The organism is Microcystis sp. M53598_WE2, assembly GCF_030067735.1.
Classification (GTDB): domain Bacteria; phylum Cyanobacteriota; class Cyanobacteriia; order Cyanobacteriales; family Microcystaceae; genus Microcystis; species Microcystis aeruginosa.
This window is the reverse complement of record NZ_JASJFE010000532.1, coordinates 1-5,463: the sequence shown is the minus strand read 5'-3', so window position 1 is coordinate 5,463 and position 5,463 is coordinate 1. Positions and strand designations below refer to the sequence as shown.

Below are 5,463 nucleotides of genomic sequence, written 5' to 3'. Positions count from 1 at the left end.
GGTTGAAGCATGAAACCCAACGCCTGCATGGGTTACGCTACCGCTAACCCATCCTACAAATAATTTTGCCTCCCTACTTAATTAATATCATCGTCGCAATCACTCGTGGACTGGAGACAACAACTGATTATTTTTACCCGTTATCCGGAATTGGGGAAAGTAAAAACCCGTATGATTCCAGCTTTGGCAGCCGAGGGAGCCGAAGAATTACACCGAAAACTGGCCGAATATACTCTCGGTAAATTAGCGGGTTTGAGGAATTTTCTCTCCCTGATCATTTACTACCATGGCGGCAGCGAGGAAAAAATGCGTACTTGGTTAGGTGTGCATTATTCCTATCATTCTCAACGGGGAAAAGACTTAGGAGAAAAGATGCAAAATGCTTTTGCCGATGGTTTTGCTCAAGGGATGACAGCGATCGCTATTATTGGCACAGATTGTCCAGAAATCGGGGAAAAACAGATTTTAGCAGCCTTTGAAGCCCTAAAAACCCACGATATGGTTTTAGGGCCGGCGTTAGATGGAGGATACTACCTAATTGCTTTAAAACAGGTCTTTCCAGAGCTTTTTGACGGTATTCCCTGGGGAACGGGGGAAGTCTTGGAAAAAACTCAGACAATCGCCGCTAAACTGGCTTTAAAAACCGCTTATCTGCCTAAATTAGCCGATATTGATCGCCCGGAAGACCTGCCCATCTTAAAAAAATACCTGCCGGAATTAAGGTTGAACGATGACGGGGGTTCCCATGCGGACTAAATCAAACAACACTTTCACATCCCGATTCCGCATCCGCACACAACCATGGGAAGCGGCGCTACCGAGGGAATTTTCCGCGGGGGTGCCATGAAAACCGATGGAATTTTTGCCGTCACTCCAAAAACCGATCCATCTTTCCCCTAGGGGACTATTGGGACCGGGGGTGCTGACTTTTCCCGTCCAGGGACTTTTCCAGACGGGATTGCGAACTAATTCCCGCACTTCAAATTTACCGGTGGGGGTTTCCCAGCCTTTTTTGCCGACGGCGACGGTAAATTGTGCTAAAACTTGCTTATCTTGATAAACGTAAACTTTTCTCTCTTTCAATTTTAAGACCAGATGGGTGGCGAGAGTTTGATTGGCCGCCGTATTCGGGGTGACGGTGCTGATTTGGTTAGCTTGGGCCGGATATACGGGTAAACAAGTTAATCCTAATCCGATGATTAAGAGGGTCAAATTTCGTTTGAACGCCATTGTTCCCACACTCCTCAATTGCGATAGCGATAATTTTTAAGGATAGCAAATAGGGAACTTTTTGGAAGCTCAAGCCGCTTACACTGTGCCGGTTTTAGCTTCGTACTGCCGACAACCTTCACAGGGACCTGTGGGATTAACCGCACAACGCAAGTGGGGGGAATAGGCATTAAAACGACAACTAAGATCACCGATCAAGGCCGGTTTATTTTCTGTCTCTAGAGGAATTGACAAAAAATCACTGGCCATCACCGGGCTGTATTCGTGACGATAGCGAATCCCCCTCAAACGGTTACTTAATCTCTGTTGGGATCGGTTAATCAACCAGAGACTAACGAGAGAGGGAAAGAGGGCAAGGATAAAAACAAAGGTTATCCTGATCACGATTTCAGTTTAGGCGATCGCCAGTGCTGCTAACTTATTATTGAGGCCGGCGCTAGAAATTAGGCCATAACCAGGGAAGACTTAAGGGGTTCTTCCTTTTTGCTTTCATAAACTCCCGCAGTACTGGGGAATCCTCTGGTTAGTTCCCGCACTTTAATCTCACCTGCTTGCAGGGATTTGGTCAAAATTTCCATGGCAACCACGGGTTTACCCGCACCACAGAAGAATAAATCGGCGGCGAAATAGCCGTGTTCAGGCCAGGTGTGGATCGCGATATGAGATTCAGCTAAAGTCGCCGTCGCGGTAACTCCGTGGGGACTGAACTGGTGGACACACAAATCGATCAGCGTTGCTTCTCCTGCCGTAATTCCATCGAGGATAGCGCGACGAATGCGCTCGGGATCGTTGAGGAGGTCAGCAGGTACTTGCCAAGCATCGACAATCAAATGGGTTCCCAGTTTGGTCATTTTTTTTTCAATACTCCCTATCGAAAAACCTTCACAGATTCACCAGTATAACACAATTTTTCTAACTTGTGCAAAAAAGATCTGGTTTTTCTCGGTTACTTTTTCTAAAAAACTGGGACAGGGTAGGGGAGAAGGGTGTGGGGTGTGGGGTGTGGGGTGTGGGGTGTGGGGTGTGGGGTGTGGGGCGAAGGCTTACTTCTGCTTGACAATAGTATCGTTAGGCGTTAGGATTCGAGCGTGGTGGACTACCACTAAAATTAGCTAAATGCAATGAACAGCAACCGTTTGCCCAATATCCATCCCGGTGAAATCCTCAAGTTAGATTTTCTGGAACCGCTCAATATTACCCCCTACAGACTGAGTAAAGATTTAAGCGTAGCTCAAACTCGTATCGGTGAGATTTTAGCGGGTAAGCGTGGTATCACTGCGGACACAGCTTTGCGTCTGTCACGATATTTTGGTAACAGTCCTCAGTTTTGGCTGAATCTTCAAACAGACTACGATCTCCGTCAAGCTCAGACAAAGAATGCCGAAGTTTATAACCAAATTCCTATTACTCCATTTACAGATGTAGCTTAGGGGACTAATTTTATCTGGGAGGGGGGACAGGATTAGTGGGGACGGTAGTACTGGGAGAAGCGGCGGGAATGGGGGGATTTTCGGGTTTACGGACTTGGGGGACGGGTAACAGATAGAAAAGTAGGGCGCAAGCGACAAGACTGCCTAATCCTGCCAAAAAAGGTACTGTTCGACCGGCCACCGATTCATTGACCTTATGGTAGCGACGGGAAACTGGCTGTAATTTCAGGGTTAGGTCAGGTAAAGTGCGAGTATCGGCAAAAAATTGGTCAATCGCTTCTATTAAATCGAATAACTGCACGGTACTGATTTCTATGTTGACCGGACTTTCTGGGATATTCAAGTCCGTTGATGGATACCAGACCAGACGATGGAGATTATGGTCAATCTTTTCTAGGTACACATGATCTGGTTCATGGACGGGGTCTTGGGGATGACGAACACCACTCAAAAATTCTTGGGCATACTGACTGACCGCTTGTACCAAATTTTCCAAGAAAACCCGACCACCTTGCAGGACTTTATTGGCCCCGATTAACCGACATTCTACGTTAGTCAAAATTGAGAGTAAAGGTCGGCTATCACCGGGGTTAGCTGGGGCGAAATCATCGCCGAAACCATCGAGAATCAGGGTACAATTGGGCAGGCTATAATGTCTTTTCATTTCTACACGATCTCCCCATCAAATAAACTAATCCAAAACCGCTGCATTCCCGTCGTACCAGTACAAAATAATAACCGATCGAGGAGGGATAAAGCCAGTTCATTTAGGGCATTTTCATCAGCTAGATAAACCGATACTTTGGCCCGGCGGGGGTTCATGCGACTGCGAAAATTGGAGCGAAATCTTTCTAGGTATTCTGATAAAAGAAAATTATTATCCACGGGTAACCCTTTTGACTCCATCTGTTGCCGCGCTAACAGTAATTGTCGGATGGATATAGCTAGGGGTTTGGCCCGATAACTGGCAATGATAACTAAAGCTTTTGCTTGGTCAAGGGTGAGACGGTCGAGGGTGTAGGAAATTCGCCACGGATTAGTACAGCGTAAGCGCCAGAAAATAATCCGGTTTTTGACAATTTTATCGAGTCCTAGTTCTTTACAGAGGGCTAACAGGGCCTCCCCGGCACCGACTTCTAAGGATTCCAACGCTAACAGCATTAAATCGATATGCTGTTGGAGATGTAGGGCGCATTGCTGACTGGCAATCGGAAAATCGGGTAAAACGCTTAAAATAACTGGTTTTTCTGGGGCTGATGCTGTAGATTCGGGCGTTAGGCTAGTAGAGGTCATGATATAGGAGAACTAAAACACAAGGGCGATCGAGTCAGGGTGTTGTAAATTGTATTGTATAGATAGCTGTCCCCCATTTTACGAGACACGGAAACCGAATGGATCTGAAATCACTGATTCGCGATATTCCTGACTTTCCCAAACCGGGTATTGTCTTCCGCGATATTACTACCCTACTCAATCATCCCCAAGGATTACGTTACACGATCGATACCCTAACGGCAAAGTGTCGCGATTACGGTTTATCCCCCGATTACATTGTCGGTATGGAATCGCGGGGTTTTCTCTTTGGTGTTCCTTTAGCATACCAATTAGAAGCGGGATTTATTCCTGTCCGGAAACCGGGCAAATTACCCGCCGCCGTTCACAGTATCGAGTATGATTTGGAATACGGAAGCGATAGCCTGGAAATTCATCAGGACGCGGTGGCATCCCATCACAAAGTCTTAATTGTCGATGATTTAATCGCGACGGGAGGGACGGCGAAAGCGACGGCCGATTTATTAGAAAAAATTGGTTGTGAGGTGTTAGGATTTGCTTTTATCATCGAGTTAATCGACCTCCGTGGTCGGGAAAAATTACCCGATTTACCGATTATTACCATTATCGATTATTAGGTTTTTTCTATGACGGCGACTGATGATAATTATAAGGCGGCAACCGATCGAGCGAGTGCTAATGGGTTACAATCTCTCCTAACTAGCGAAACTTTTTTGTATATTGTCAAGCGTGTTCTCCAGGGTTTATTAACTCTGTTGTTAGCCTCGGCTTTGAGTTTCGCTATTATCCAATTAACCCCCGGCGGTTTTCTGGCTTTGCTTGACCTTAATCCCAAGATTAGTCAGGAAACTAAAGAACAATATATTGCCCTTTTTGGTTTAAAAGACCCGCCGATTGTCCAGTATTTTAAATGGTTGTGGCAAGTGGTAACTCAGTTTAATTTTGGTCTGAGTTTTACCTATTTTCGTCCCGTGTCTTCCCTATTATTAGAGAGAATTCCAGCGACGTTATTAATGTCTTTGACTTCCATCATTTTAACCTGGGCGATTGCAATTCCCTTGGGCATTCTCAGCGCCGTCAAACAAAACCAATTTATCGATAAATTTTTCCGAGTTATCAGTTATCTTGGTCAAGGTTTCCCCAGTTTTATCACTGCCCTTTTACTGCTAATTCTCGCCCAAAATGTCTCGCCGCTTTTACCGGTGGGTGATATGACCAGTATTAACTATTCGGAATATTCCCCTATCGGTAAAGTTTTAGATATCGCTTGGCACATGATTTTACCAACTATTGCCCTGACAGTTACCAGTTTTGCCGGATTACAAAGATTGATGCGGGGACAATTATTAGATGTTCTGCGACAGGATTATATTCAAACCGCAAGGGCGAAAGGTTTACCAGAAAATAAAGTTATCTATGTCCACGCTTTACGCAATGCTATTAATCCTCTGATAACTCTTTTGGGCTTTGAATTTTCTAGTTTGTTAAGTGGGGCATTTATCGCCGAATT

Annotated in this window: 9 protein-coding genes; 4 read left to right on the top strand and 5 right to left on the bottom strand. The window is 45.4% G+C overall.

What is annotated here, in order from left to right; all coding sequences use genetic code 11:
* Positions 1-105 precede the first annotated feature (105 nt).
* Complete coding sequence (locus tag PX636_RS10875; RefSeq protein WP_288117159.1) at positions 106-756, top strand: TIGR04282 family arsenosugar biosynthesis glycosyltransferase; 651 nt, start codon at positions 106-108, stop codon at positions 754-756.
* On the opposite strand, the gene PX636_RS10870 is transcribed toward PX636_RS10875, so the two are convergent.
* The 3 genes from PX636_RS10870 to speD all read right to left on the bottom strand — a co-directional run bounded on the left by PX636_RS10870 (position 718) and on the right by speD (position 2,081).
* Positions 718-1,230 (bottom strand): L,D-transpeptidase, encoded by a 513-nt coding sequence (locus PX636_RS10870; protein ID WP_002735789.1) that lies wholly within the window; start codon positions 1,228-1,230, stop codon positions 718-720. The genes PX636_RS10875 and PX636_RS10870 overlap by 39 nt on opposite strands.
* Positions 1,231-1,308: 78 nt before the next feature.
* On the bottom strand, positions 1,309-1,614 hold the full coding sequence (locus PX636_RS10865) for a DUF6464 family protein (RefSeq protein WP_002795794.1): 306 nt from the start codon (positions 1,612-1,614) through the stop codon (positions 1,309-1,311).
* A 59-nt stretch (positions 1,615-1,673) separates the two neighbouring features.
* Positions 1,674-2,081 carry an adenosylmethionine decarboxylase gene (gene speD / locus PX636_RS10860; RefSeq protein ID WP_002795793.1) on the bottom strand — a complete coding sequence of 136 codons (408 nt, stop codon included), beginning with the start codon at positions 2,079-2,081 and terminating at the stop codon, positions 1,674-1,676.
* A gap of 270 nt (positions 2,082-2,351) precedes the next feature.
* Between speD and PX636_RS10855 the strand changes: the two genes are divergently transcribed.
* Positions 2,352-2,660 carry a HigA family addiction module antitoxin gene (locus PX636_RS10855; protein ID WP_288117157.1) on the top strand — a complete coding sequence of 103 codons (309 nt, stop codon included), beginning with the start codon at positions 2,352-2,354 and terminating at the stop codon, positions 2,658-2,660.
* A gap of 10 nt (positions 2,661-2,670) precedes the next feature.
* Here the strand turns inward: PX636_RS10855 and PX636_RS10850 are convergent, their stop codons facing one another.
* Together PX636_RS10850 and PX636_RS10845 are read right to left on the bottom strand one after the other, a co-directional pair.
* On the bottom strand, positions 2,671-3,324 hold the full coding sequence (locus PX636_RS10850) for a DUF4335 domain-containing protein (protein ID WP_288117156.1): 654 nt from the start codon (positions 3,322-3,324) through the stop codon (positions 2,671-2,673).
* A gap of 2 nt (positions 3,325-3,326) precedes the next feature.
* Positions 3,327-3,953, bottom strand: a complete 627-nt coding sequence (locus PX636_RS10845; RefSeq protein WP_123229928.1) for a DUF3038 domain-containing protein — start codon at positions 3,951-3,953, stop codon at positions 3,327-3,329.
* Positions 3,954-4,051: 98 nt separating this feature from the next.
* Here PX636_RS10845 and PX636_RS10840 point away from each other — a divergent pair, with 98 nt between their 5' ends.
* On the top strand, positions 4,052-4,570 hold the full coding sequence (locus tag PX636_RS10840; RefSeq protein ID WP_002795792.1) for an adenine phosphoribosyltransferase: 519 nt from the start codon (positions 4,052-4,054) through the stop codon (positions 4,568-4,570).
* A gap of 9 nt (positions 4,571-4,579) precedes the next feature.
* The coding region (locus PX636_RS10835; protein WP_288117155.1) for an ABC transporter permease at positions 4,580-5,463 on the top strand (884 nt) is incomplete at its 3' end.